The 25,025-nt window shown below is 48.0% G+C and carries 19 protein-coding genes and 1 tRNA gene; 13 read left to right on the forward strand and 7 right to left on the reverse strand.

Annotated elements, in window-relative coordinates; translation table 11 throughout:
- Positions 1-16: 16 nt before the first annotated feature.
- Positions 17-2,059 (reverse strand): hypothetical protein, encoded by a 2,043-nt coding sequence (locus SD10_RS01320; RefSeq protein ID WP_046375331.1) that lies wholly within the window; start codon positions 2,057-2,059, stop codon positions 17-19.
- Between the two features lie 256 nt (positions 2,060-2,315).
- Between SD10_RS01320 and SD10_RS01325 the strand changes: the two genes are divergently transcribed.
- Complete coding sequence (locus tag SD10_RS01325) at positions 2,316-3,701, forward strand: cytochrome ubiquinol oxidase subunit I (protein ID WP_046375332.1); 1,386 nt, start codon at positions 2,316-2,318, stop codon at positions 3,699-3,701.
- Positions 3,702-3,777: 76 nt separating this feature from the next.
- Positions 3,778-4,812 (forward strand): cytochrome d ubiquinol oxidase subunit II, encoded by a 1,035-nt coding sequence (gene cydB, locus SD10_RS01330; protein ID WP_046375333.1) that lies wholly within the window; start codon positions 3,778-3,780, stop codon positions 4,810-4,812.
- 31 nt (positions 4,813-4,843) lie between these two features.
- On the opposite strand, the gene nfi is transcribed toward cydB, so the two are convergent.
- Entirely contained in the window at positions 4,844-5,527 is a 684-nt protein-coding gene (gene nfi, locus SD10_RS01335) for a deoxyribonuclease V (protein WP_046375334.1), read from the reverse strand.
- A 98-nt stretch (positions 5,528-5,625) separates the two neighbouring features.
- Positions 5,626-6,252, reverse strand: coding sequence for a hypothetical protein (locus tag SD10_RS01340; RefSeq protein ID WP_046375335.1), 627 nt, complete (start codon positions 6,250-6,252; stop codon positions 5,626-5,628).
- A gap of 271 nt (positions 6,253-6,523) precedes the next feature.
- Here SD10_RS01340 and SD10_RS01345 point away from each other — a divergent pair, with 271 nt between their 5' ends.
- The 5 genes from SD10_RS01345 (at position 6,524) to SD10_RS01370 (ending at position 12,847) form a co-directional block, all read left to right on the forward strand.
- Complete coding sequence (locus SD10_RS01345; protein WP_046375336.1) at positions 6,524-7,774, forward strand: hypothetical protein; 1,251 nt, start codon at positions 6,524-6,526, stop codon at positions 7,772-7,774.
- A gap of 169 nt (positions 7,775-7,943) precedes the next feature.
- Positions 7,944-9,194, forward strand: a complete 1,251-nt coding sequence (locus tag SD10_RS01350; protein WP_046375337.1) for a hypothetical protein — start codon at positions 7,944-7,946, stop codon at positions 9,192-9,194.
- A gap of 26 nt (positions 9,195-9,220) precedes the next feature.
- Positions 9,221-10,942, forward strand: a complete 1,722-nt coding sequence (locus tag SD10_RS01355; RefSeq protein ID WP_046578901.1) for a hypothetical protein — start codon at positions 9,221-9,223, stop codon at positions 10,940-10,942.
- Between the two features lie 145 nt (positions 10,943-11,087).
- Positions 11,088-11,163 (forward strand) — tRNA-Gly (locus SD10_RS01360).
- 1,162 nt (positions 11,164-12,325) lie between these two features.
- Positions 12,326-12,847, forward strand: a complete 522-nt coding sequence (locus SD10_RS01370) for a hypothetical protein (RefSeq protein ID WP_148562362.1) — start codon at positions 12,326-12,328, stop codon at positions 12,845-12,847.
- 702 nt (positions 12,848-13,549) lie between these two features.
- Here the strand turns inward: SD10_RS01370 and SD10_RS01375 are convergent.
- Together SD10_RS01375 and SD10_RS01380 are read right to left on the reverse strand one after the other, a co-directional pair.
- Positions 13,550-13,777, reverse strand: coding sequence for a hypothetical protein (locus SD10_RS01375; protein ID WP_046375340.1), 228 nt, complete (start codon positions 13,775-13,777; stop codon positions 13,550-13,552).
- 131 nt (positions 13,778-13,908) lie between these two features.
- Positions 13,909-14,301 carry a hypothetical protein gene (locus tag SD10_RS01380; protein ID WP_046375341.1) on the reverse strand — a complete coding sequence of 131 codons (393 nt, stop codon included), beginning with the start codon at positions 14,299-14,301 and terminating at the stop codon, positions 13,909-13,911.
- A 111-nt stretch (positions 14,302-14,412) separates the two neighbouring features.
- On the opposite strand from SD10_RS01380, the gene SD10_RS01385 reads away from it, so the two are divergent.
- Positions 14,413-15,579 carry a class III lanthionine synthetase LanKC N-terminal domain-containing protein gene (locus tag SD10_RS01385; RefSeq protein WP_046375342.1) on the forward strand — a complete coding sequence of 389 codons (1,167 nt, stop codon included), beginning with the start codon at positions 14,413-14,415 and terminating at the stop codon, positions 15,577-15,579.
- 419 nt (positions 15,580-15,998) lie between these two features.
- On the opposite strand, the gene SD10_RS01390 is transcribed toward SD10_RS01385, so the two are convergent.
- Entirely contained in the window at positions 15,999-16,982 is a 984-nt protein-coding gene (locus SD10_RS01390; RefSeq protein ID WP_046375343.1) for a GlxA family transcriptional regulator, read from the reverse strand.
- A gap of 542 nt (positions 16,983-17,524) precedes the next feature.
- Here SD10_RS01390 and SD10_RS01395 point away from each other — a divergent pair.
- On the forward strand, positions 17,525-20,542 hold the full coding sequence (locus tag SD10_RS01395) for a DEAD/DEAH box helicase (protein ID WP_046375344.1): 3,018 nt from the start codon (positions 17,525-17,527) through the stop codon (positions 20,540-20,542).
- Positions 20,543-20,635: 93 nt separating this feature from the next.
- On the forward strand, positions 20,636-20,812 hold the full coding sequence (locus SD10_RS29795; RefSeq protein WP_169750806.1) for a hypothetical protein: 177 nt from the start codon (positions 20,636-20,638) through the stop codon (positions 20,810-20,812).
- Positions 20,813-20,894: 82 nt separating this feature from the next.
- Here the strand turns inward: SD10_RS29795 and SD10_RS01400 are convergent, their stop codons facing one another.
- A complete protein-coding gene (locus SD10_RS01400; protein ID WP_046375345.1) occupies positions 20,895-21,407 on the reverse strand; it encodes a phosphoribosyltransferase family protein in 513 nt (170 codons plus the stop codon).
- 138 nt (positions 21,408-21,545) lie between these two features.
- On the opposite strand from SD10_RS01400, the gene SD10_RS01405 reads away from it, so the two are divergent.
- The 3 genes from SD10_RS01405 (at position 21,546) to SD10_RS01415 (ending at position 24,956) form a co-directional block, all read left to right on the forward strand.
- Positions 21,546-21,944: a DUF4783 domain-containing protein gene (locus SD10_RS01405; RefSeq protein WP_316933124.1), complete on the forward strand. Its 399-nt coding sequence runs from the start codon at positions 21,546-21,548 to the stop codon at positions 21,942-21,944.
- 132 nt (positions 21,945-22,076) lie between these two features.
- Positions 22,077-22,661, forward strand: a complete 585-nt coding sequence (locus SD10_RS01410; protein ID WP_046375347.1) for a YcxB family protein — start codon at positions 22,077-22,079, stop codon at positions 22,659-22,661.
- Between the two features lie 93 nt (positions 22,662-22,754).
- On the forward strand, positions 22,755-24,956 hold the full coding sequence (locus SD10_RS01415; protein WP_046375348.1) for a S9 family peptidase: 2,202 nt from the start codon (positions 22,755-22,757) through the stop codon (positions 24,954-24,956).
- Positions 24,957-25,025 lie beyond the last annotated feature (69 nt).

Here is a 25,025-nt window from a genome sequence, read left to right on the forward strand (position 1 = left end):
AAGTACGACCGATCCGCTAATTCGCTACCCGCTTCACGTTCATCTTCCTGAACGCACCCTTCAACTGAACCAACGCCGGGTTTTTTAAACTAATCGAATCTTTGGCCTGCTGACTAATGTCCCGGGCCACACTGTCGGACATGAACCAGCCGAGCGGATATTTTTCGTTATAGGCCAGGCGGAGCGTCAGGTAGCTGGTTTTTGGGCTGGTGAAACGGTCCATGAAGGAATTGAACATATTATCGCGGGTGACGGAGCCGTTGTCCCAGGCATTTAGAAACGCCAATAAGGGTATTTGTACTTCCTGCAAAATGGAACGCTTGTGAGGCAGCCGGCCAATGGTGTTGCTGTTCTGGATGAAAAGAATGTAGGGAATGACGGTGACTCGTTCGGTTGTGTCCAGACGACGGATGGAAGGAACCAGATTATTCAGCAACTGGATGCAGGTTTCGACGCCCGAATTATCGAAGTAGCCCCCATCAACCACGTGGCCGCCGTACCGTTGCCTGCGGCCGTTGCCCACAAGCGTATCTTTTTGAATAAGCCCACCATTGGTCACGATTGGGAAACGACTGCACAGCGATGCGGCCGTTTTGAGTGGAACATCTGAACCAAGAACATCCAGGGTCGACACTACATTCTTAAAGTAACGCGGATCAAGTTGCAGGTTGGAGGTGATGGCTTTTTGCCCCGACTCGGCGAGGGTTCCGTTGAGCAGAAGCGACGGCAGGTTGTAATTATAGCCCGCCCGCGTCTGGTACAATTGGGTAAGGGCAGAATCGAGGGTTGATAGCGCAAGATTCGTTCGGTAAGAACCCGCCCAGGAGTCTTCAAGCCATTTGGCCCGTTCCAGGGCGGGCATCGGAACGGGTACCAGCCGCTGAATGGATTCCGGAAACAGCAGGGCGGCTGATACGGCCGATAAATAATCATCCCGAATTACTTTCCGAAACTGCTCGAATCGATTTGTGCGGTCCAGTTCGGCCACATCCCGAAGAAAGGCCGTGTAGAAGACCGTGCCAACGCCCCCACCCGATACACCACTCAGCGCATACACATGACGACTAAAGCCCGGGATAATGGAATCGAGCCGAATGAGCGTTTCGGCCGTCCAGTTCAGAGCACGAATGCCACCCCCTTCGGCGGCTACCAGCACCAGCGGAATTGTATCGCCATCTTCCTGTCGGCGGGCATCTACCCACTGGGCAAAATGAGTCTCGACCGTCGGACGTTGCCAAATCGGTCTTACTGATCCGCCTGTGGCTTGTCGAACACTTGTGTTGTCATTAAACGCACTGATGATGATCAGATACCCCACCGATAGCAACACAAGTGGGCGATACCGGTAGTCGTTGAAGTAGACCAGAACACTTCCCCAGAACGTGTACATCGTGATGCCGAAAATGATGACGGCTGTAGGGCGCAGTCCGCGTGCTATGCCCCACTCGACGGGAAGGCTGAACAGCGTAATCAGAAACACCGTTAGCAACACGCCCGTCTGCATAACCAGTCGCCCCAGCGGGTGCCGCCATAATTCCCGAATGTCCTGCGAAAAATCGGTGTAGCGATCCGAGAATCGCCAGTGTGCAGGCAGCGCAAAAACCGGAACCGATTGCTCCACAAACTGGAACAGGGCCAGCATCAGGCCACTCAGGAGAAGGAGCAGATAAGGTTGCAGGTGGTCTGGCTTCCAGAAAGCGTACGTCAGAATCAGGGCCGGAATCATGCCACCGAGTTTGGGTAGCCAGCGGAGTAAACGGTCACATTCTTCGTTGATCCGAAGCCCAACGGGCGAAATATGCAGGATCATACGCGTGCTGCCATAAACCAGCCAGCTCCAGACAAACGTGCTGAGCAGGATGTATTGGAAAAGGCCGTTGAATACACCACCATCCATAACGGCATTGATCATGTCGGCGGCCTGATCGGGAACGGTCAGAATATAGAGCGACAGGAGCAGCGTAATGATCACCACAAACGCGTTTCGCTGCGTCTGATAAAACGCGATGGTATAGTTTCTGATTCGTTGAGAAAAGGACTGACTACGGACGGGCTGCACAGAAATAGGATTGATGCATCAATTAATTGAATATACACGTTTAGGCGTTACCGGCGAATAAAGCAACCGTTAAATTTTAGCGAAAAACCCACTCTATACCATTCAACATGTCGGTTCCGGTTGTACCTTTCGGCTGATAGTTTCATCGCCAGGTGCACCCCGGCAACCTACTTCGGACTTCGCGTCCCGGACCCCGCGTCCCGAACTTCTACTTTATGTGCGCCTTTGGCGATCTGTCCCGGCTATCACACTGATTATGGGCACAAGTACACCATTCAATGTCGAAATCCTCTCCCGGATTCAGTTCGCTTTCACGATTGCCTTCCATTACATCTATCCGCCCTTAAGTATTGGTCTGGGCGTGTGCCTGGTCGTGATGGAAGGGTTGTATCTAAAAACAAAAGATAAGGTTTATGAGGAGTTGACCCGGTTTTGGGTCAAAATTTTTGCGTTAATTTTTGGTATTGGCGTTGCTACGGGCATCGTCATGGAGTTTGAGTTTGGCACCAACTGGGCAACTTACTCACGCTATGTGGGCGATATTTTCGGCTCGGCGCTGGCGGCCGAAGGTATTTTTGCATTTGCGCTGGAGTCGGCTTTCCTGGGTATTCTGCTGTTTGGCTGGAACAAGGTTAGCCCGCGAGTCCATTTTATGGCAACCGTACTGGTGGCCCTGGGTTCTATCTTTTCGGCGCTCTGGATTGTGGTCGCCAATTCCTGGCAGCAAACGCCGTCCGGTTACCGGATCGAAGGGACAGGTTTGCAGGCACGCGCCATCGTGACCGATTTCTGGGCGATGGTTTTCAATCCCTCGTCGCTGGAGCGCTACTCGCATGTGCTGATCGGCGCGTTACTGGCCGGTTCGTTTCTGGTGCTGAGTGTCAGCGCCTGGTATATTCTGAAAAAACAATACCTGGTTCATGCCAAAGCGGCCTTTCGGATTGCTCTCTGGATAGCGGCTGTATCGGCGTTGGCGCAGTTGTTTACGGGCCATAAATCGGCTGAAGTGGTCACGAAATACCAACCAGCAAAACTGGCGGCTATGGAGGGCCATTTCGAAAAAATAGCGCCTGCGGATATGTATCTGATGGGTTGGGTTAATGCGAAGGAACAGAAAACGACGGGACTCAAAATTCCCGGTGGTTTGTCGTTTCTGGTGTATCAGGACTTCAAAGCCCCGATTCCCGGCCTGAACAGCATAAAGCCCGAGAACCGCCCAACGGCGGTTAATTTCGTGTTTCAAACGTACCACCTGATGGTCTCCATCGGCATGTCGCTGATCGCCCTGACGCTTTTCAGCTTATACCTGCTTTATCGAAAAAAGCTATTCGAAACCCGCTGGCTGATGGTCGTTTTCGTGTTCTCGGTGCTGCTTCCACAAATTGCTAACCAGGTCGGCTGGTACACGGCGGAGGTAGGGCGTCAACCCTGGGTAGTGTATGGACTGCTACGAACTTCCGACGCTCTGTCGCAGGCTGTTAAGGCCGAACACGTGCTGGCTTCGCTGATTCTGTTCACGTTTATATATGTGATGCTGTTTGCTCTGTTTCTGTACCTGTTGAACAAGAAAATTCAGCACGGACCAGACGTGAAAGATGACCGTGCCGAACCGTCATCGCGCATGAATCCAGTACTAAACTAAAGAGTGAAAGAGTGAATGAGCGTAAGGCCGTACACTCATTCACTCTTTCGCTCATTCACCCTTTCACTCTTTACACATGGACACCGTTCTTGGTATTGATCTTCCTACCTGGTGGTTTTTGCTAATTGGCGCGCTGATCACCGGCTACGGCATTCTGGATGGCTTCGACCTGGGGGCCGGGGCTATACACTTGTTTTTTCGCAAAGAAGACAGTCGGCGGATTGCGCTCAACGCTATTGGGCCGGTTTGGGATGGCAATGAGGTTTGGCTCGTTATTGGCGCGGGGTCGTTGTTTGCGGCTTTTCCACTCGTTTACGGCACCATTCTCTCGGTATTCTACCTGCCATTTATTCTGTTCCTAGCCGCCATTATTTTCCGGGCTATTTCAATTGAGTTTCGAAGCAAAGAAACAATGACCTGGTGGCGTCAGCTATGGGATGTTTCGTTCTGTATATCCAGCATTGTCATTTCTCTGCTGCTGGGTCTGATATTGGGCAATCTGATTCAGGGCATTCCAATAAACGCAAAACATGAGTTCGTGGGTCGACTACGCGATTTTTTCAATCCCTATGCGCTGCTGATTGCCGTTACGGTGCTGTCGCTCTTTATGATGCACGGGGCCATGTACCTGATCATGAAAACGGAAGACCGGATTTTCGCCCGCCTGACCATCATTGCCAATAACACCAGCAAGTTTTTCATTTTGTGTTTCATCGCCACCTCGCTGACAACGCTTATTTACGTGCCGCACATGACGGCCATTTTTAAGCAGTATCCAGAACTGTTTATCCTGCCCATTACCGCCGTTTTGATCGTGCTGAACATCCGGCGAAGCATTGAGAAGCGGCAGTATGGGCGAGGGTTCATTTCATCGTCCATTACGACCGCACTCTTGCTGATTCTGTTTGCAATGGGGCTGTATCCCAACCTTGTTTTGTCCAGCATTGATCCCAAAGGCCACATCAGCATTTACGAAGCTGCCTCATCGGATGGTTCATTGCGAACAATGCTGCTTTTTGCCGCTGTCGGCATGCCTTTGGTTGCCACATACACTCTGTTTATATTCTGGACCTTTCGGGGGAAGGTGAAGCTGGAAGAACACAGTTACTGAGTTGTATTTGCCTACGCCGTTTATCAGCTACCTACGTTCGTTCACCGCGCCTTAATGCGTTCACCAGATTATGCGCCCGACGAGTAGGTTCGGGAATTCGGTAGCCACCGTTACAGGCCAGCGTGAGCGAAATAGCAGTTTCGAGGTCAATCAGATGACCCGGCGATACGTAGACCGGGTTAACTTTATTCTTTGTTCGCAGAGCTGCCCCAATCACCTCCCGATAGTGTGTCATGGGCGACCAGTTGCCGCGCTCGGGTGCCGGTTCATCGTATTTGCCGACCAGCACCGATTTGCCGCAACCAAACGTGGGTCGGTTCAGAAACAGGCCTGCGTGGGAGGCAATGCCAATCCGACGCGGGTGGGCAGTACCATGGCCATCGAACATGACAACATCAGGCTCAATTGTCAATTTTTGCCAGGCTTGCAGCAACGACGGAATCTCACGGAACGAGAGCAGGCCCGGAATGTACGGAAATGGTGCCGTGCTTACGACCCCGGCTTCTTCAATCGTTTCGAGCGTGTCCAGCCGAAGAACAACGATTCCGGCATATACTGTCTCCTCAAACTTGTTGAACGAAATGTCGCAGCCCGCAATGGTTTTGGGTGGCTCGGCCAGCGGCTGAATACGAATCTGCGAACGTAACTGCTGTTGTAACGCGACGGCTTCGGTAGGGGAGACGTTCCAGTCGTGGAGAGGTTGGTAATTGGCCATTGTGTGATCAATATTGATCACTACCTAACGAATGAAACCAGTTGAGGGTTTAGCCAAGGTATGTGGACTAAACGATTGCCGCTATAGGCTAACCAACTTTAATCGACGATTTTTACCCGAATGCGATGCGGAGCCACCTGATTACCACCGAAGTAAAGGCCCGTGTTGTAGGCAAACGACTTGTTGTGGGTGAAGGGTACGGTTTTTCCGCCCAAAACCTGGTATACTTTCCGTTCGTAGTCGATCTTGATGGTTAATTTGGTGGGTGTGTTCAGCGATGCTTCTGCCACCTTGAAGTCAGTTCGTACGCCTTCTACATAGATGTAAGCTCCCAGATCGATGCGGCCCCGTTGCGGATTCCAGCGCCAGCCTACCCGTGCGCCATCAACCTGATGCGGAGGAACGCCGGTTGTAATGTCCTGATCTTTAGAGCCTACAAAGCCCAGGCCTATCACTTTGTTCCAGTCGTCGGCATCGACCGCGCCAACGTCGTAGATACAGGAGCTATCGAAGGTAACCGTTGCCGATACTTCTTTGGGGCTAATAACAATCCCTACTTTACGTTTTGGATTGGGCTCATGCTCACCCGCTTCAATCACGACCCAGTCGGGGTCGGACAGTAAAAAGTCGGGGACACAAGCGCTCATTGACAGGCCGAGTCCCAGAAACAGAAGTGTCTTTGCCGAAAACAGAAAAATGCGTACCGATGAGGTTATACGTAGCATGGTGATAGGGCCGGAACACGAATGGTTGTGCAAATAACGTCATAAACCCCTTGATTGGTGTCCCGTTGGCTCAAGTTGGCCATTTTGAGCTTACTTAGTCAAGCAGGACATTGACTTTCGGATCCTACACGAGCAAAATCTACGGCGCTGACGGACAGCAGGATGTCCTGGTAAAAATGGCTGCCGTATATACTTATTTTAAAGTACTATGTGCAACTTTTAAGTAAGTTTGGACTTCCTTACCGTATTGCTCTTCATCCCATTTATTTTTATGGAATCGGCATTTCCTTCCTCATTTCAAACCAGCCGCGAGCGGTCAGGTGCTCGTTCGGGTAGTTGGCGGCTGGGCATACCCACCTACATTTATGCGGTTGTTTTCTCGTCGTTTTGTGTGGTTATGGGTCTCCTCTGGGATATCATGTGGCACATGAGTATCGGGCGAGATGGCTTACTGGCTCCTCCCCACGTTGTCATCTACGTTGGCGCTGTCGTATCGGGTCTGTTTTCGGCCTACCAGATTCTCAACCTGACGTTGACCAAAAAGCATCCGGGGCGGGCCAGTGCAGTACCGTTCTGGGGCGTTTTCTACGGGCCGTTGGGGGCCATGTTCAGCGTCTGGGGGGCATTGGCCATGCTGACATCGGCTCCCTTCGACGACTGGTGGCATAACACCTATGGCCTCGACGTTCAGATTTTGACGCCCCCGCATACGATTCTGGCCATTGGCATCATGACGGTTCAATTCGGGGCTATGGTGGGCGTTCTGGCTCTCCAAAACCAGTATCGTATGCAAGCGACTATGCCTAATGGCAATAGTGTACAGCAATTGTCTCGCTTAAAATGGCTTTTTGCGCTGGCGGCCGGATTGCTTCTGATTATGCTCTATACGCTGATGTCGGAATCCTTAGATATGGCCAAGTCGCACCAATCCGGGTATTATGCGACGGCCGCTATCATTTTGCCATTTTATTTACTGGCCGTTGGTCGGGCATCCATGCTGCGCTGGCCAATCACCATCATTACCGGCATTTATATACTGGGTATGCTGGTACCAAGCTGGATACTTCAGAATTTCCCTGCCACACCCCGGCTTGGCCCTGTTCTGAACCCGATCACGCACTATCAGCCATTTGTGTTTCCGTTGTTGCTCGGTATACCGGGAGTCGTTCTCGACTGGCTGATGCACCGCTTCGACTCGGCCAGAGAGGGTAAAAAGAAACTGAACGACTGGCTACTGTCCGGTTTATATGGGATTGCCTTTATGGTTGTTTTGTTCGCTGTTCAATGGCCGTTTGGTGAATTTTTGCTTACCTCGCCCTACGCCCAGAATGGCTTTTTTCTGTCATACTCCTGGACCTACAACAGCCCACCTGACTGGCAATACCGGTTTGCCTTCTCACCCTGGAATACGCAGTCGGCTGCTGATTTCTGGATTGGCTTTGGGAAAGCCCTGATTTATGCTACCCTTTCAGCCCGCATTGGCCTGCTTTGGGGTGGCTGGATGAAACGAATTGCCCGATAAGGCATCGGCGGATTGATAAATCGACTTCGAGCACATTGGCCGGGAACCGGTCATCGATGGAACGACCGTTGCAAAGCGCGTCGTCATTGGCTGTGCTTAGTGGTTTTCTAAGTAAATCAAGGCGTAAATTTCGTTATATTTAGAGCTTAATTTTGTAACTCGTTCCTCTATGCAATCTGCAATTCCTTCGTCAATCCAGGCCGATCGTGAGCAGTCAACCACGCGATCGGTCAGCTGGCGCTTAGGTATACCGACCTATATTTATGCGGTCGTCTTTTCGTCACTTTGCGTCGTTTGGGGACTAATCTGGGACATCATGTGGCACATCAGTATCGGGCGAGATGGACTGTTAGCTCCTCCGCACGCGCTGATCTATATAGGGGCTATACTATCAGGTTTGTTTTCGGCCTACCAGATTCTCAATCTGACGTTGACCAAAAAGCATCCGGGGCGGGCCAGTGCAGTACCGTTCTGGGGCGTTTTCTACGGTTCGCTGGGGGCCATGTTCAGCGTCTGGGGGGCATTGGCCATGCTGACATCGGCTCCCTTCGACGACTGGTGGCATAACACCTATGGCCTCGACGTTCAGATTTTGACGCCCCCGCATACGATTCTGGCCATTGGCATCATGACGGTTCAATTCGGGGCTATGGTGGGCGTTCTGGCTCTCCAGAATCAATACCGTACTCCCGTTGGTACGCAAAGCCTTGACCAGAATCAACGGGCCACCCGCCTGAAATGGTTGTTTGCCATTTCAGCAGCCCTTGTGTTAACGATGCTGTTTGTAATGGCATCGGCGACAATGAGTTCAGGGCGATCACACCATTCGAGTTATTACATCACAGCCGCTATTGTTTTTCCGTTCTTTCTGTTGGCCGTGGGGCGGGCCTCGTTGTTACGCTGGCCTATTACCATCATTGCCGGGCTTTATTTCCTGGCGCAGGGATTGCCAAGTTGGATTATTCAAAATTTCCCCGCCACACCCCGACTAGGTCCCGTATTGAATCCAATTACGCACTATCAGCCGTTTCATTTTCCAATGCTGCTCATCGTTCCGGCTGTAGCCTTGGATTGGCTAATGCATCGGTTTGATACGACGACTGCTAAACGTCGGAAAGTATCTGACTGGGTACTCGCCGGGTTATATGCAACGGCATTTCTGGTTGCTCTGCTAATTATTCAGTGGCCATTTGGTGAGTTTTTACACACATCACCGTACGCCCGCAATGGATTTTTCCTGGGCTACACGTCCCCGTATAACAGCGATCCTAACCGGGCGTACCGTTTTATAATGGCCCCCTGGTATCTACAGACGGCCGCTGATTTTGGGATTGGTTTTGCTAAAGCATTGCTGTATGCTACCCTTTCGGCCCGTATCGGCCTGCTTTGGGGCAACTGGATGAAACGAATCGTACGATAGAAATGGAAGATAGTCGATCCAAGCACATGATTTATAATAGAAACTATAATTGGCCCAAGGAATTTCTATTCCTCTATGCATTTCTTCTGGCGCTCACATATTCGCCAGTGGTATCTGCCCATGTGGGTAGTTCAGGCGTAATTGTGCAGAAACAGGCCGGAAAGTATCAACTCCTGATTAGTATAAAACCACCTGACGTGGTCCCCGGAACGGCCAGCGTTACGGTATTTGTTGAGAATGGACGTGTGAGCAGTATTGGTGCCCGCCCAATTTATTTCCGTTCTGGCGACAAGGGTGCACCAACGCATGACATCCTGACGCCCACCGGCCAGAATCGATACGAGGGTGATTTGTGGCTGATGGATTCGGGTTCATCGAGTATTGAGTTAAGCATAGACGGTCCTGATGGGAAACAGCAGGTCGTTGTGCCCGTTATGGCTGTTGCCACCGCCCTGCGTGAGATGCCTGAAGGAACCGGCTTTGGATTAGCCGCTATGGGGTTATTGCTCGTCGTCATGTTGATTACCATTATCGGGGCTAGTAATGCCGACGGTATTGTAGCTCCCGGTCAGGCTCCCCCGGCTAAAATCGGCCGTCGGCGGTTGGCAGGTATGAGTGTAGGGCTGGTTGTTATCGTGCTGATTCTGGCTGGCTGGCGGTCGTGGTGGAATAGCACCGCCGAAGACTATCGGAATGTTCAGTTATATCGCCCAACGCCTATTCGTTCTTCAATACAAGTCGCGGATGCCCAACGGCAGCTCACGATTCAATTCGATACAACCGGATTTGGTAAGGATCGGCAAAAACGCCGGCCGCTGAGTTACCTCTTACCCGATCATGGAAAACTAATGCACGCGTTTCTGGTGCGTATGCCAGGTCCATCCAGCGCCGGACTAGATGCCTTCGCCCATTTGCATCCGAACCGGCGTGATACCCTGACGTATGAAGCTACGTTGCCTGCATTGCCGGGGGGCAGATACCTGCTTTATGCCGACGTGGTTTATCGAAGTGGTTTTGCCGAAACCCTTACAGATACCGTTGACGTACCTGCTCTGAAGACCGCTGGTTCACTTCCCGGTGCGAAAGTGGCTAGTGCGGCCAAACCTTCAGACATCGACGATAGCTGGCTGGTAGCCGAACCGATGGGTGTAAAAGCGGGTGCCGAGAATGTTCCTCATCTGGATAATGACATGGTGGTTTGTGGCAAGCCCGGAGCCAGTGTCAAGCTTGCGGATGGTTCTACCATGTTGTGGATGGATAAACAGTCGCAGGTTCTGGAGGTCGGTAAGCTGTACACGCTGAAATTTGCGGTGGCCGATGCCCAGGGAAAAGCCGCTCCGTTAGAGCCTTACCTGGGGATGGGTGGCCATGCTGTTATTTTACGCTCCGACGGTACGGTTTACATTCACCTTCACCCCGTTGGCACCTACTCGATGGCGGCTGAAGGCTCGCTGGTTGGCCGCATTGCTGACACCGCCCGAACATTTCACTATCCGAACGCTGTTCAGTTTCGCGATAGCATCGACACCTATATTGCCAAGCTCAAAACAATGCCGGAAGTGGAAAAAAACAAGTTGTTGGCGGCTGCCATACCAGGCATGAGCCATCAGATGAAAACGAACAACATGGTTGAGTTTCCCTACGCCTTTCCTCGTGCCGGACATTATCGGATTTGGGTGCAGGTTAAACGCAATGGGCAAGTATTAACGGGTGTGTTCGATACGCAAGTCAATGAACCCTTATTGTAGAATAGGCCTTAACTCGTTCTAAATCAGCTTTTGAGGCAAAATTCTAGATTTTTGTTGAAATTTTTTTGCCGCCAGCTCTTGACAAGCGCTGAAAATAAGCTACCTTTGCATCCACAATTCGCCGATAGGCAGGCGAACTTGAAACGCGAAAGTAGCTCAGCTGGTAGAGCGCGACCTTGCCAAGGTCGAGGTCGCGGGTTCGAACCCCGTCTTTCGCTCCACAAAAAGGCACCGACCCCGGTGCTTTTTTTGTAAATGCTGCTCCGCTTTTGCAGAGCATGGAATGCCGGGATGGTGGAATTGGTAGACACGCCGGACTTAAAGATTTGAGTGCGCGAATGGAAACGTTCGCAGTAGAACCGCTTAAATTCGGGGAAACCTTATCAAGTGTAACTTGATTGGCAATCCCGAGCCAAGCCCGTTAGAGAAATCTGACGTGGAAGGTGTAGAGACTTAACAGGCGGCACCTACTTCCTTGCCATTGGCAGGATATGGTGAAGAGAAAGTCCAGACCACAAATCATTGCAATTGGCAATGAGCAGCGAAAGCTGTAGTTGGTACGAAAATCCTGTGGGCCTCAAGCCCGTGCGGGTTCGACTCCCGCTCCTGGTACCAAGAGAACCTCTGATTGTCTGAAATGCAGATGATTAGAGGTTTTTCTTTTTAGGTGCATACCAATTTGTGTACTGAAATCATTGAAAGGCCGTAAGAATTTGGCTAATACTCTCCTTCGTTTTTGCATACAATCAATGTAAACAGCCAAGTGTGCCTACTCCAGCCAATACAACATCTACTCGTGATGATACTAGGACGATGGGAAATCCTGATGGAGCCAAAGCATCGGAATCCAGCCTAACGCTTACCTGATTTCCGGCTCGATATACTCGCTTTCCTGCAAGCATTTCACAGATATTGCCAATTTGTATAGCTGACATTTGGGCATTGCCTGGAAAGGATTGGCTGCGCGCTACGTTGGTAACTTCATGCCTAATCAGACTTTACCCGCTGCCTGATATCAAGCTCGACATACTGACTACACCAATAAGAGTCAGGGGATCACCTTTCCAATATGCCAGTTTGATCGTTATAAAATAAAAATGCCCAGCTCGCTGAACTGGGCAATACCGATGATACAGGTTTAATGTAAGAATGACCACAGGTGACAGAAAAGGGAAGAAAAGTAAAAAGATTTCTTTTTGCCTATATCTAAAACACCTCCTACGCGCATAAATAAATAATCCTAAGGCTTCAGTTGATATTGTACTTATTCGAATAAAATATATTTATAAAGAATGGTATGGCTATGAAAATATACCAGCAAGTAAATATCACTGAGTAAAAGTAACTAGTTGTTTACGTTTGTGCGAATTTTAATCCCAAATTATGATGCGCGAATTTCTCCATTCACTACTACTTATTAGCTTGACATCATCAATCAGTATGGCCCAGTGTAACCAAGTGGTTAGAGAAGTTAATAAGCAAGTAGATAGAATTATTGTTAAAAGCATAAGTGTTGGCAATGGTTGGACCGAACCAGTTCAGTATGAACAGGTGACAGATAACGGAACAACTCAATTTTATATACATATATACGCCCTGGAAGGCTCCTTGGTGGATCGAAAAGGAGCATACGTCATCTTCAAAGATGGTACCGTATTGGCGTGGCCTCAAGCTAAGGTCATGGCTAGCCCTAAAGGGGTAGTTGATGTGAATCAATGCCTGCTTAGGCTGACCGAAAGTGAGATCGAACAGTTTCAGGAAAAGCAGATTATTAGCATTAGGTTATCGACTCAGGAGCGGTCGCTTACGTTGGCTCAGTCGCAACGGGCACAGAATATTATCAACTGTGTGCTTTATGCTCAATACAGCGACATTAAGTCAGATAAGCTGGTAAACCACTTATAGACATACCTGGGAGTGATTTGCTCTTGATAACGCTTAGCGACCTCAGGCAAATTGCGTTATTGTCTATTTTACACGCCAAAGGAAGCTATGCGCCGATTCATCAATACTTTTATTATTTATTACTTTGCAGCCGGTTATTGGCTGCTTCAGCTTTTCTGCCCCAGCTTTGATGACACGTGAATAAATGGCTACTGGCTGAGAAAGTGTGTGCCACAAAGCCCCTTTCGATCTTTCATTGCATCACTTATGCTGGCCAGTGAAGCTTTCTATGGGCTTACGTCTACTGATGATGTGGCTACGGCTCTTGAGGATTTTAAAGCCAAAGCCTAGGCATTGATTAATTCGGCTTACGATCCGGCGTCTTATCTTGCCTCCTGGAATTTAATAAACCTGTATTCTTAGAGCAATTTAACGGAGTTCTTACCGGGTGATGTCTCTTCGTTAGATAACCTGAAAAAGCAACTCAAGCCAAGTATCGGATTGATGCTCTAACCACTTGCCAGAAAATCCGCAAAAAACAAGAGAGGTAGCTTTCATTGCTACCTCCCCAATCTGTTACTAAGGCGTTTCAGCCTTGACTACCCTTGAAAGGTAATCCCGGTATTCATAATGGCTACATAAATATCTATTGAGCCTGCTAGCTGCTATAATCAATAAGTTATGTTAGAAAAGGGATGGCTTATCAGCCACCTTCACGGCCAATTATTGATTTTTGACCGTCTTTTTCAGCATCTTGGCCTCATGCTTGCTTTGCTTCGCACTATCCGCCTTCATATAATCGCCTTCTGTCTTAGCTTCTTTTTTAGCTACTTTGGCATCGTGTTTGAGTTCTTTGGCTTCCATTTTAGCCACCTTTTTGGGTGCATCCTGTGCGTGAACAACACCCGATAAAAGACACATTGCCGTTGCTGCAATCATTATATTTTTCATATGCTGAATGGGGTTATAATTTTAACTTAGAAGAAGAACCACGTTTAATCAAAATGGTTTACTTAACCTGCTATAAGCGAAAAGGCCTGGCCGGTTTGGTAAGGGATTTATGAGTTAAGTAAATAGCTGATTTATTTAACTCTACTCCAGCGCTTATTCCACTGACGAAACCATGGGCCTTTCTCGTCAAACTTCCAGAACCCCGGCTCTCTTGTTTTGGCCTGTGGCAATATGGCTGTCCAGCATTCACCTTTGGGTAGATCAATCAACTCATGGATGCAGTCGGCAGCTACCGTATGAGTTGAACCAGGAGCGCGAAATACGTCATAAGACTCTCCGGTTGGTGTGTAGATCCGTTCGGTGTAGCCACCATACAGGATAATGCTCTGGAACGCAAAGGGGTGATCATGGGCATTCTCTCCGGCAACTGATTTGAAGTGGTGAATCACCAGGTCAAAGGGCAATCCTTTAATGTGGTACTTGGTAAACACACGATTCATTTTTTCCTTCTTGATTTTGATCATAGTCAATTCGTGGGTAGGGTCGCTTTTATAATATACACCATTTGTTTGAAATAGATTGATTTTCGACTCTTCAGGGATCAACTTACATATGTGTAACATGAGAAGAAGACAATGGAAAGAGAGCCAATCAGATCATTCTACGAAAAAGTTAAAGCATTAGATAAGAAAGGCACCAGTGCGAGCGGACCGGGTTATGAGGCTAGATCAACAGGGCAACGCTCCATAGGCGGAAACCTTACTCCTATGAGTAGAAAAAGCAGCGGGCTTTTTGGCGGCAAACGAAGTAAAATAAAAACGCTAATTGAAAATTATAACAAAACTAACAATCAGCAAAATAAAAAAGTACTCTTGCTGGAAATCAGGAAATTACAAGTAGAATGGCTCAAAACGGCCCATAAAAAGGTAAATAATGCAAAAGGAGATAAGGAAACAAACAAATACAGCAACAAACTAAGTGAAATCATTAGTCTGGAAAATGAAATTTATTCGGAGGCAATATGGCTTGACAATGGTGGACGAATAATTATTGATGATGACAAAAAGGAACAGAAAAGATTTTCCGAACCAAAAAGTATATCGATTGATCCTGAAGAATACAAATCAGCTTTAAAACACTTTTTGTCAGATCGAGAATACAAGGATACAGGTCAGTACTGGGTAAAAAATAATAACTCGTTTGATCCGCATGTGGGTTGGAAGGCCCATATAGGTGCTACACTGGAGTCAGCATTTACAGTTTTAGAGAAAGTATTGCCTATATTAGACAGACATAAATTCAACCACAAGGTAGATACAGAGCCAGGTGTTTTTGGTGAAACTAATAAGTTTATAACGATTTATCCATCCGAAAATGAAGAGGATTGGGGACCTCTAATTGATGACCTTGAGAAGGCAGTTGGCCATGGAATAGTTTCAATACCGGGTGAATGGGGCGTAGGTTCACTTGGGCACATTGGTATGCGCCATGGACAGTTAACGGCCTTGACCACTAAGATTCTTGAAACCAATGGCATTAAGTTTACTAAAGTGAGAGTGAACGAAAAGGGGAATGTCATCTATCAGCTTAGCAATCCTTCTCAATACGACGGCCGAGTTGGAGACGGTATTATGATAACTAAAAATGACAAACCTGGCTCCGCTATGTTTGTGACTGACACGAAACATGATAAATTTTGCCCAGCTATGTTACATGAAGGCAAGATTTATCCAGATCCAAGAATGGAAGCTAATCCTTTCGGGTTTGCTCTACCCAGAGGAGTGAAATCATTTCTTGATTAATATGACAAAAGATACATGGGGGCTATGAATATGAGCTACATTGGCTGAGGAGTGAAGCACGACCTAATTTCTTCTAGAACAGTTTGTGACGTTGGTAAGCGGCCAACAGTGCTATATGAAATAGCATGAGTCATCCCGAATTTTTTAATCGGCTCTAATGATGGGTTGAGCTAACTAAATGGCTGGTGATGCTCGGCATAGTCTTTGACTATGTCGGTGCGTTCTCCGGTCTCTGACCGGCGTGATGAAAACCGGTCAGAGGCCGGAGAACACCCGGCCCTAGTCAAAGACTATGGCCAACACGTACCCGATGACTACTTTTGCCAGGCACCACCGGCACCAGACCACTTAGCTGAAAAATTCGGGATGACTCATGTTATTTCATAAAGTATATTTGTACTGTTTCAGCATAAACTTCCCTAAGAAAAAATAGCTTCTTTGTTATACTTATTTCTATAATCGGTGGGCGTCATGCCCGTCGTTTTTTTGAAAATAATCCGGAAGGCTTTTATATCAGAATAGCCAACGTCATCCATGACTTCATTTATATTTTTTCGGCTGGTTTCTAAATTCTTTTTGGCGACTTCAACTTTTACCCGTTGAATGTATTCACTAACGGTATTAGAGGTCGCTTTTTTGAACCGACGTTCTAGGCTACGCCGACCTATGGCAAACCTATCGGCCAGTTGATCAACGGATATTTTATCCTGGAAATTAGTTTCAATAAATTCCTGCGCTTTTTTTATAGGCTCATCTTCATGATTTTTCTGACCTTGAAAAATAATAAAAGGGGATTGGCTATTTCTGTCGATATCAATCATAAATGCTTTCGCCGTTAAAATAGCCATAGCCCGCCCCACATATTTTTCGATTAAGTATACCAGTAGGTTTAAATACGAATAAGCGCCCCCACTGGTGTAAATACCGCCATCTTCGGTCATTATTTTATCATCGACAAGATGGACATCCGGAAACATGCTTCGAAATTCGTTGGCCAGCTTCCAGTGAGTGGCACATTGTTTGCCTTTCAATAGACCCGTAGAAGCCAGAAAGAAGGCGCCTATACAAAAGCTGGCAATTTCAGCGCCCTGTTTGTATTGCTGTAAAATCCAGGGAATAAAGGCTTTATTTAGTTCGATTGCTTTTACGGGATCACCGTGCAATGCCGGAATAATAATTAAATCTGTCTTCTTTATATCGTTTATTAAAAAATCTGGATTCACCGTAAATAAGCCATTTCGTTGTGAGGTTTCTTTTGAAAGGCCAACGAATTGAATGGTAAATACAGGAGGCTTTCCCATACTGATCAGAAAGCTATTTACTTCAGAAAATATCTGGTGAGAGCCCTCAATATTTGTTAAACTACTGTGCCCTTTAGGGATGAGGATGGAGATGTGTTTCATAGATTAAAAATAACCAAAATCAGGACTATAATCAACTTATAATATAGCTATTTTTGACTTAAATTAGCATAGTTCGCCAGCCGATTTATTCGCGTCAAAAAGTTTGAAAAACAGTTTGCTTACGATAAGACTGGTGACTTATTTGCTAGTTCATTCAGACTGTTTAGCACTTGTTAAACAAGGCATTTTAAGAATACATAAGCATAAGTCCCTGAATCTGTATGCATACTGACTGCCATACCCTTTGCTTAATTGACACGTTAATTTTTGCTCCTATTTTACGCCATTACAACAGGTTTACTTCAGTAATTTCCCGTTTACTGATTTTGTCAAATTCTCACTTGTACATTTTATTTTGATTCGTATATTTGACACCTTTGATAAATGTAGGCGGAGGTTAATGCGCTCATTATGAGCGCATTTTGGTCGTCTTTCTACACGTATCAACCATATTATCCACGCAGTTTCTTTTCTGAAATTGTTCACCTATTCCCGGCGTTCTACTCAACCCCCAGCGGGCTGGCCTGAACGATATTGTTATCATGAAAGTATCGCCTTTGCAGCCGTTTCAAATCGTGTATTCATTACTGGATCACGAGTTTCTGGGTTATCTGATTGAGGCTTTTGTGGTGCAGCGCAACAGTAAGGGCGAACTGACCTTACAAAATCAGACATTATCTACCCAAAACGTCAGCGAGTTTGCCAAAGGACTGGACGATCGGGATTTCGATTTAGTAAAACTGATTGATAGTATTCAGCAGGATTTTATCGTTAAAAAGTTCAATACCAAGAAGTTACCGGCCGTTGATTTCTTCCTGAAAATATACGACCCACAAAAGGGCGATAAACTAATCCAGGAAACCATTGGCGGGCACCTGGAAACAGTTAAGGCTAAAATTATGGCGTTGCTGCCAGGTAAGCCTTTCTATATTATGGGAAATGACGGTAATCCTGCCTGGGAGCCAATCGTCTGGATGCCCGAACCGGCACGTGTGCATTTTCACTTTGTCCGTAATGCCGAGTCGACGCACTATTTTCCGATTATTCGCTATCCGATTACTCCTCGCGAAGGTGGTGCGAAAGATGGCCAGACCAGCGAAACCGAACGGGTTGAATTCCAGTTTAAGGATGCCCTGATGATTTGCGATGAACCCGCCTATCTGATGGTGGGCAACCGGCTTTATCATTTCAGTAAAAACGTGGATGGCAAAAAGCTACGGCCGTTCTTCACGAAAAATCATATCGTTATTCCCCGAAACATTGAACAGCAATACTACGAGCGCTTCGTCACGCCCCTGATTGCTTCGTATGACGTATATGCCAAGGGTTTTGAAATTCGTACCGAAGCCATCGAACCGGTGCCCGTTCTGACAGTTTCGGAGATGGTGCAGTCGAGCCGCTCCGTAGCCGTTCCTGTATTTCAGGGTGGCCCGGAGGCAGGCGATAGTGAGGAGAGCACAAACCAGCGTATGGTGTTCGATCTCTCGTTCCAATATGGCGACTTTATGTTTCGGTTCGAGAGTTCCGGCGCGTCGGCCAATGTAAGTCTGGAAAAGAAAAACGACGAGTACATTTTTCATAAAATACGTCGGGATCAGCGTCTGGAACGGAACAAGCTTACCTTTCTACAGGACGCTGGACTGGATTTACGCCATGGCCGGCTCGCTGTGTCGAAGGCCGAAGCCTTCACATGGCTCTCGAACAACAATAGCCAACTGCAGGAAGCCGGGTTTTTACTTCGGCAGGATGCGCAGGACACCAAGCGCTACTTTCTCGGTTATTCGAGCATTAAGGTGTCTATTGAAGAAGGGCGCGACTGGTTCGATATTTATGCCAACGTTCGTTTCGGTGAGTTTGAGATTCCATTTTTGACGTTACGAACGCTTATCCTTAATAAAAAACACGAGTTCACGCTGCCCAACGGTGAGATCGCTGTTATTCCCGATGCCTGGTTTACCAAGTATTCCGAACTGTTTGGTTTTCTGGAACATGCCGATGGGATTGATGATGATGGCCGACTGGTGTTGCAGAAATACCATTTGGCGCTGGTGCAGGAACTGGAACGGGATAATCTGGCCACAACCATCATCAGCCGAAAGCTCGAACGCTTACGCAACTTCGAAGAAATCGAGCGGTTTCCGCTACCCAAAGGCTTCAACGGGAGCCTGCGACCCTATCAACAGGCGGGCTATGACTGGATGAATTTCCTGCGCCAATACCGGTTCGGCGGTTGCCTGGCCGATGACATGGGTTTGGGTAAAACGGTTATGACCCTGGCCATGCTCCAGGGTCAAAAAGAAGCGGGCGCTACCGAACCGGACGCAGCCCGACCGAGCTTACTGGTTATGCCCACGTCGTTGTTATACAACTGGGAACTGGAAGCCAGAAAATTCACGCCCAATCTACGGGTGATGGTTTACACCGGTACATACCGTGAAAAAAACACCGCTCAATTCGATGAGTATGATTTGATTTTGACCTCGTATGGTATCGTCCGGATCGACATTGATTTGTTGAGTGATTACCGGTTCAACTATGTTATACTGGATGAGTCGCAGGCGATCAAAAATCCGTCGTCGCACATTACAAAGGCGGTGATGCAACTCAATACAAGCCATCGGCTGATTCTGACTGGAACACCACTCGAAAACAGCACGATGGATCTTTGGTCGCAGATGTCATTCATTAATCCAGGTTTGCTGGGAAGTCAGTCCTTTTTTCGGAATGAGTTTCAGATTCCGATCGAGAAAAAGCACGATGAAGCAAAAACCGGAAAATTATACGCGCTCATTAAGCCGTTTATGCTCCGACGAAACAAGGCGCAAGTCGCGACGGATCTGCCAGCTAAAGTAGAGAGTGTCCTATATTGCGATATGACCCCCGACCAGTCGGCTCAGTATGAAGAGGCCAAATCGTATTATCGAAACCTGATTCTGGAGCGGATCGAAGAAGAAGGCATTGCCAAATCGCAGATGATCGTCCTGCAGGGGTTGACCAAACTGCGGCAAATTGCCAATCACCCGCGCATGGTCGATGCGGATTATGAAGGCGATTCGGGTAAACTGGATGATATGCTGATGCGGCTGGAGACGGCCATGACCGAGAATCATAAAGTGCTGATTTTTAGCCAGTTCATTAAGCACCTGAATGTCGTTCAACAGTATTTGAAAGAGAAAAACATCCGATACGCCTATTTGGATGGATCTACAGTTGACCGCAGGAGCCAGGTGGAGCTATTTCAGACCGACGATTCGGTAAAGCTGTTTTTGATTTCACTGAAAGCGGGTGGTTTGGGCCACAATCTGACCGCTGCCGATTATGTATTTATTCTGGACCCCTGGTGGAATCCGGCCATTGAAGCGCAGGCTGTAGACAGGGCGCACCGCATCGGGCAATTGAAAACGGTATTCACGTATAAATTCATTGCTAAAAACACGGTCGAAGAGAAAATCCTATCGCTACAACGAGCCAAACAGCAGCTGGCCGGGAGCCTGGTCACGACAGAAGAAAACTTCATGAAGTCGTTGACGAAGGAAGATATTATGGTGCTTCTGGAGTAAAGCATTGACCGGAAAGCATAATTTTTGGGAGGATTTTGGCGGATGATAGTTATTCACCCGGTAACCTGTCATTCTCACTAAAAAACTCGACGTATGAACGCTAAAAGTGCATTGGGTATTATGCTGACACTTGTCGGTTTAATCGGTCTTATTTACGGTGGTATCGACTTCACCAAGGGGGGTGTGTCTCAAGCCTCTTTTGTGTATGTCATTTTAGGTGGCATCTTTTTCTTTGCCGGTGTTGGCCTCATTCGCAGCACAAGAGCGTGAACTAGCAAATCAAACGTGGTAAGAAGCTGACATATAAAGTTTCTATGCGTCAGCTTCTTACCACGTTTGATTTAATTAGGTGCTACGTCAAATAAACGCCCATACGACTTTCATCGCTGAGCACCACATCGACGTGTTCGGTGAGGGTTGTACTTAGCTCATACCCCTTATAATCGGCAGAAACAGGATAGCGCGGGTGATTACGATCCACCAGAACAGCAACCTGCAACTTGCGAACGGGCACAGCCAGGAAAGGCTGTAAGCTGAAAGCCAGCGTACGGCCAGTATATAAAACATCGTCGATTACAATAACGACTGTATCGGTATAAGCAGTGGCGGGCTGGTCAGCCTGCACAAGCGGTTGGGCCAACTGTGTCTTATCGAGATTAAGTTTAAGCAGGTTGACTGAAAAAGGAGCGATGGTCTGCAATTCTTTTGCCAATGCTTGTGCCAGTACATAACCCTCCCCCGAAATACCGGCTAGTAGCAGAGCCGGTTCTTCAAAGTTATTTTCATAAATCTGGAAAGCTATCCGCCTGATTTTCTGACGGATCTGCTCGGCATTCAGGATAAGCGTCGGCTGGACGGTATTCATCGGTAAATCAACAAAATTATTGGCGCTGTAAAGATGGAGAAAAAGCCATTAGCCAATGAACGATTGGCAATGTATTTAGTTGGCACAATTTTCGCCTTTAGTGGTGGAAAGCTAGTGAAGCTTTAGCCATCTATGAACATGCTTGTTAGTTTTGTTTTCAGCCTTTTGGTCTGCCTGCATTCCGGCAAGGCCCCATCAGAAACTGATATTACTCAAATGGTGGGTACATCGTTACGGAATGGCGATGCCGTTCGGTTATCAGCGCGTTTTGCCAAAACGATCGAGTTGGTTATTGACACCGAAAACGTTGACTTTCAGGCGTTGCAAGCTACCCACGCTGAATTGATCTTACGCTCTTTTTTTCGCAAGTACCCGCCCCACGGTTTCCAATTCGTTTATCGGGGAGCGTCGGATAAACTTCGTTACACCACAGGTACCTATGAGACCGGCGGGCAGGTATTCTCGGTCTATGTCCTCATGCGTCAGACGCCCGATCACCAATACGCGATCAATGCCCTGCACTTCAGGAAAGAGTAGAGAGAGATGTATGAGGCAGGATATAGGGTGTATCTGACCGCGAAAGCAATACATCATACACCCTATATCCTGCCTCATACATCTCTTATCCTATATCTTTCTCTTATCTTTGCACTTTCATGTAGAGGTACTATGATTGTTAAGACTAAAAAATACGCGTTAGACCAAAAAACGTATATTAATATCGCCTTACGGCAGTGGGTAAAAGAGAACTGGAAGTGGGCCTTTGTGCCCCTGGCTCTTATTGTGCTGAATGTGGTTCTGAACTTGACAAACGTGTATCCAAATTATTGGATTTATATTGTCATTGTGTTGCTCACCATTCTATATGTGCTTTTCTGGGCCGTTCAGATTACCGGTATTGCGCAGATGGAACAAAGCAAAGCCTTGTTTCAGAAATACGTTTATGAAATTGATAGCCGTCAGATTTTAATGCGCATCAATGCCAAAGAAGGCGGCATTTTGAAGTGGAGCCAGATTGATAGCGTGATCAAGGACAAAGATGCCTACATCCTGTTTCTGGATAATGCCGAAGCGATGTCGAATGTAAAGGCCAACTGGATTGCCAGAACCGTTACAAAAGGCCTCTCGAAAGCGCAGTTTCTGTACCTGCCATTTAACATTTTCACCAGCGATAACGACCTGCGCTTTACCGACGCTTTACTGAAACGCAAAGGCTTGTTGCCAGGCAGCGTTCCCGCCGAAACAGTGAAATAAACTCAGTACAAACAGAACGGTTCGCCGTTGCGTTGGTCCGCCACTGCAACGGCGAACCGTTCTGTTTGTAGCCATCATTAACAAACTGATACCATGAAAATCCGGCGCTTTCTGACAGGAGTGACCTTGTTGCTGATTACGTTTTCGGCCAGTAGTCAATCATTGAAAACGGTTTCGCTCGATGACATCTGGGGACGTAACCAGGGCGTCTTCAACCAACGTACCGTAGAAGCGGTGAACTGGATGAAAACCGGCGGTTTTTATACTACCCTCGATGGCGGCAAGATTATTAAGTTTACCATCACCACTGGTGCGCCGGTAGAAACGCTTTTCGATGCCCGGCAGGCAACCGTGTCGGGAAGCGGGAAAAAAGTTACGGTAGACGGCTATCAACTTTCGGCAGACGAGCGGAAAATGCTCATTACAACGCAGGAAGAACCTATTTATCGCCGATCGAGCAAGGCCGAGTTTTATGTGTATGACCTCCGTACGCGTCAATTAGTGCCCCTGAGTAAGGGCGGAAAACAACAATATGCGACTTTCTCGCCCGATGGCAGGCGCGTTGCATTCATGCGCGATAACAACCTGTTTGTCGTTGACCTGGGCACCCGGAAGGAAACCAAATTAACGATGGACGGTAAACAGAATGCCATCATCAACGGCGGAGCGGACTGGGTGTACGAAGAAGAATTTAGCATGGCGCGTGCCTTCGAATGGTCGCCAGACAGCAAGCACCTGGCCTGGATACGGTTCGATGAAAGCCGTGTGCCCGAATACGACATGCAGATCTGGGGTGGTTTGTATCCGGTAGAATATCGGTTCAAATACCCCAAAGCGGGTGAAGCCAATTCAGTTGTAACGGTCTGGATAGCGGATGTGCTGACGGGCAAAAAAGTACAGGCGCAAACAGGCACAGAGACGGATACCTACCTGCCCCGGATTCAATGGACAGAAAACGCAAACCTGCTCTCCGTTCGGCGGATGAACCGCCTGCAGAATAAGCTCGATTTACTGCATGTCAATGCTACTACCGGGCAGGCCACAACGGTATTAACCGAAACCAGCCCTACGTATGTCGACCTGGAATTTACCGATGACCTGACGTATTTGAACGATGGTAAATCGTTTCTCTGGAGTAGTGAACGCAGTGGCTACAAGCATCTGTATCGCTACGACATGGGTGGTAAACTGATGCAACCCATCACATCGGGTGATTTTGAGGTGGCTACCGTATCGGGTGTCGATGAGAAGACGGGCACCGTTTTTTTTACCTCTACGGAAGCTTCACCGCTCGACCGGCATTTGTACCGTATTGGGCTGGATGGCCGGAACAAACAAAAACTGACCAGTGAAGCTGGCACCTATACCGCCAACTTTAGCCCTGATCTCGCATTTTATCTGTTGTATCATACGGCTGCCAACGCCCCTGTAAGGGTTACGTTACGGGATACCCAATCACTTAACGACCAACGCGTACTGGAGTCAAACGAAACCCTAAAAACGCGGTTGACGACCTATGCGTTGTCCCCAAAACAGTTTTTCCAGACCAAAGCCGCCGATGGTACGCCCATAAATGGCTGGATGATTCGGCCTGTAGAGTTCGATAGCACAGGGACAAAAAAGCACCCTGTTCTGATGTTTGTTTATGGTGGGCCGGGCTCGCAGACGGTTAAGAATGAGTGGGACAGCCGCGATTTTTTCTGGTATCAGACACTGGCGCAAAAAGGCTATATCATTGTATCGGTCGACGGGCGCGGGACCGGGGCGCGGGGGGCCGCCTTTCGTACGGCTACCTACGCGCAACTTGGCAAACTCGAAACCGAAGATCAAATAGCCGCAGCGCGCTATCTGAAAACATTACCTTTCGTCGATCCGGCTCGCGTTGGTATCTGGGGCTGGAGTTACGGCGGCTATATGAGCGCGCTCTGCATGACGCTGGGCGCGGATGTATTCAAGGCGGGCATTTCGGTGGCACCCGTTACGAACTGGCGCTTCTATGACACGATTTATACAGAACGATACCTCAAACGTCCACAGGAAAACGCATCGGGTTACGACGATAACTCCCCGGTCACGCACGCGGCTAAACTAAGCGGGCCGTACCTGCTCATTCACGGCACCGGCGATGACAATGTCCATTTTCAAAACTCTATTGCCTTCGAAGATGCGCTCATTGCGGCTGGCAAGCAGTTCCAGTCGTTTTATTACCCGAACCGCAATCACGGTATTTATGGTGGCAACACGCGGCTTCACCTCTACCAAATGCTGACCAATTTCATCGAGAAGAATCTTTAACTGGTATCTGTCCATGCAGTCAGCGGGGCCGCCCGCTCAGTTCGCAAAACCTCGTGTCATGAATCTATT

The sequence above is a fragment of the Spirosoma radiotolerans genome, assembly GCF_000974425.1.
Lineage (GTDB): Bacteria > Bacteroidota > Bacteroidia > Cytophagales > Spirosomataceae > Spirosoma > Spirosoma radiotolerans.